A 3,089-nucleotide genomic window follows, 5' to 3' on the forward strand; every position below is an offset into this window, starting at 1 on the left:
CTTCTATGAAGTGAGCGGGAAAGTATGCTTTTGGTTCAGAATAAGGCCACAGTTTCTTACCAGCTTCTGTGGCGTGACAGTTCACTGTCTTTTTCTGGACCAGATCAAGCGCGAGAAGGGCGTTTGGTGGATGCCTTGGCAGTAAGAGGCGATGAAGGACGTGATACTCTGCGATAAGTCATGGGGAGCTGAGAATAGGCTTTGATCCATGAATTTCCGAATGGGGGAACCCACCTGACAGTTTGTTATTGTGACCCTGCAGTCTGCTATGAGAGGCCTGTCCTCAAGTAGCAAAGCGGTAGGACATCAATAATGAGCTTAATCAGGTACTTAAGACCTGAATACATAGGGTTTTAAGAGCAAACCCGGGGAACTGAAACATCTAAGTACCCGGAGGAAAGGACATCAATATGATACTCCCCTAGTAGCGGCGAGCGAACGGGGACCAGCCGAGCCTTGAGTGTGAATAGAATGTGTTGGGAAGCACAGCCATAGTGGGTGATAGCCCCGTATATGAAGCATGATAGGACGTATTAAGTAGGGCGGGACACGTGAAATCCTGTCTGAAGATCGGAGGACCACCTTCGAAGGCTAAGTACTCCTTACTGACCGATAGCGAACCAGTACCGTGAGGGAAAGGTGAAAAGCACCCCGACGAGGGGAGTGAAACAGTACCTGAAACCGAACGCCTACAATCAGTTGGAGGCCCCTTGAGGGCTGACAGCGTACCTTTTGTATAATGGGTCATCGACTTGGTCTCACGAGCAAGCTTAAGCCGTTAGGTGTAGGCGCAGCGAAAGCGAGTCTTAATAGGGCGCATGAGTTCGTGGGATCAGACCCGAAACCGAGTGATCTAGGCATGGCCAGGTTGAAGGTGCAGTAACATGCACTGGAGGACCGAACCCACATCCGTTGAAAAGGATCGGGATGAGCTGTGCCTAGGGGTGAAAGGCCAATCAAACTCGGAGATAGCTGGTTCTCTGCGAAATCTATTTAGGTAGAGCGTCATCCGAATACCCCGGGGGGTAGAGCACTGGATGGGTAATGGGGCCCCACAGGCTTACTGATCCTAACCAAACTCCGAATACCCGGGAGTACTAGATGGCAGACACACTGCGGATGCTAACGTCCGTAGTGGAGAGGGAAACAACCCTGACCTACAGCTAAGGCCCCTAATTCATGGCTAAGTGGGAAAGCAGGTGGGATGTCCAAAACAACCAGGAGGTTGGCTTAGAAGCAGCCATCCTTTAAAGATAGCGTAACAGCTCACTGGTCTAATTAAGACGTCCTGCGGCGAAGATGTAACGGGGCTCAAGCCATGAGCCGAAGCTTAGGATGCACATAGTGCATGGTAGCAGAGCGTAGTGTGACATAGTTCCATGCGTCTTTAACCTTCCTCTGGAAGGTCTTGGACGCACGGAGCTTTCGATGAAGCGGGCGCGTGAGCGATCCCGTGGAGAGATCACTAGCGAGAATGATGACATGAGTAGCGACAAAGAGTGTGAGAGACACTCTCGCCGAAAGTCCAAGGGTTCCTGCTTAAAGCTAATCTGAGCAGGGTAAGCCGGCCCCTAAGGCGAGGCCGAAAGGCGTAGCCGATGGGAACTAGGTTAATATTCCTAGGCCAGGAGGATGTGACGGATTGTGAAGGTAGTTCATCCTTATCGGATTGAATGGGCTGCTGATCAGTCCCTGGAAATAGCCCTCCATGAGACCGTACCCTAAACCGACACAGGTGGACTGGTAGAGAATACCAAGGCGCTTGAGAGAACGATGTTGAAGGAACTCGGCAAAATACCTCCGTAAGTTCGCGAGAAGGAGGCCCGGTTCCAAGGCAACTTGGAGCTGGGGGCACAAACCAGGGGGTGGCGACTGTTTATTAAAAACACAGGGCTCTGCGAAGTCGCAAGACGACGTATAGGGTCTGACGCCTGCCCGGTGCCTGAAGGTTAAAAGGAGGGGTGAGAGCTCCGAATTGAAGCCCAGGTAAACGGCGGCCGTAACTATAACGGTCCTAAGGTAGCGAAATTCCTTGTCGGGTAAGTTCCGACCTGCACGAATGGCGTAACGACTTCCCCGCTGTCTCCAACATCGACTCAGCGAAATTGAATTGCCTGTCAAGATGCAGGCTTCCCGCGGTTAGACGGAAAGACCCCGTGCACCTTTACTACAGCTTCGCACTGGTATCAGGATTGTGATGTGCAGGATAGGTGGTAGGCATCGAAACCGGAACGCTAGTTCCGGTGGAGCCTCCCTTGAGATACCACCCTTCGCACTCTTGATATCTAACCGCGGTCCGTTATCCGGATCCGGGACCCTGCGTGGCGGGTAGTTTGACTGGGGCGGTCGCCTCCTAAAGCGTAACGGAGGCGCGCGAAGGTTGGCTCAGAGCGGTCGGAAATCGCTCGTTGAGTGCAATGGCAGAAGCCAGCCTGACTGCGAGACTGACAAGTCGAGCAGAGACGAAAGTCGGCCATAGTGATCCGGTGGTCCCAAGTGGGAGGGCCATCGCTCAACGGATAAAAGGTACGCCGGGGATAACAGGCTGATACTGCCCAAGAGTCCATATCGACGGCAGTGTTTGGCACCTCGATGTCGGCTCATCTCATCCTGGGGCTGGAGCAGGTCCCAAGGGTACGGCTGTTCGCCGTTTAAAGAGGTACGTGAGCTGGGTTTAGAACGTCGTGAGACAGTTCGGTCCCTATCTGCCGTGGGTGTAGGATACTTGAGAGGAGTTGCCCCTAGTACGAGAGGACCGGGGTGAACGATCCACTGGTGGACCTGTTGTTGCGCCAGCAGCAGTGCAGGGTAGCTATGATCGGACAGGATAACCGCTGAAGGCATCTAAGCGGGAAGCCCCCCTCAAAACAAGGTATCCCTGAGGGCCGAGGTAGACCACCTCGTCAATAGGCCGGAGATGTAAGTGCAGCAATGCATTCAGTTGACCGGTACTAATCGCCCGATAGGCTTGATCTGTTCCAGTAACAGGCAGTGACACAATGAACCAAAAGCAAAACAAACTTGGACTTCATCGCGATTGTATCTCGACGATCTCTCACAAAGATCGTCAATATGGATTTTCCTCGGTT

At 52.9% G+C, this 3,089-nt stretch carries 1 rRNA gene; it reads left to right on the plus strand.

What is annotated here, in order from left to right:
* Positions 1-102: 102 nt before the first annotated feature.
* Positions 103-2,976: ribosomal RNA gene (locus VWZ87_RS16665) — 23S ribosomal RNA — on the plus strand.
* Positions 2,977-3,089 lie beyond the last annotated feature (113 nt).

The sequence above is a fragment of the Phaeobacter sp. JH20_37 genome, assembly GCF_048056015.1.
GTDB lineage: Bacteria > Pseudomonadota > Alphaproteobacteria > Rhodobacterales > Rhodobacteraceae > Phaeobacter > Phaeobacter bryozoorum.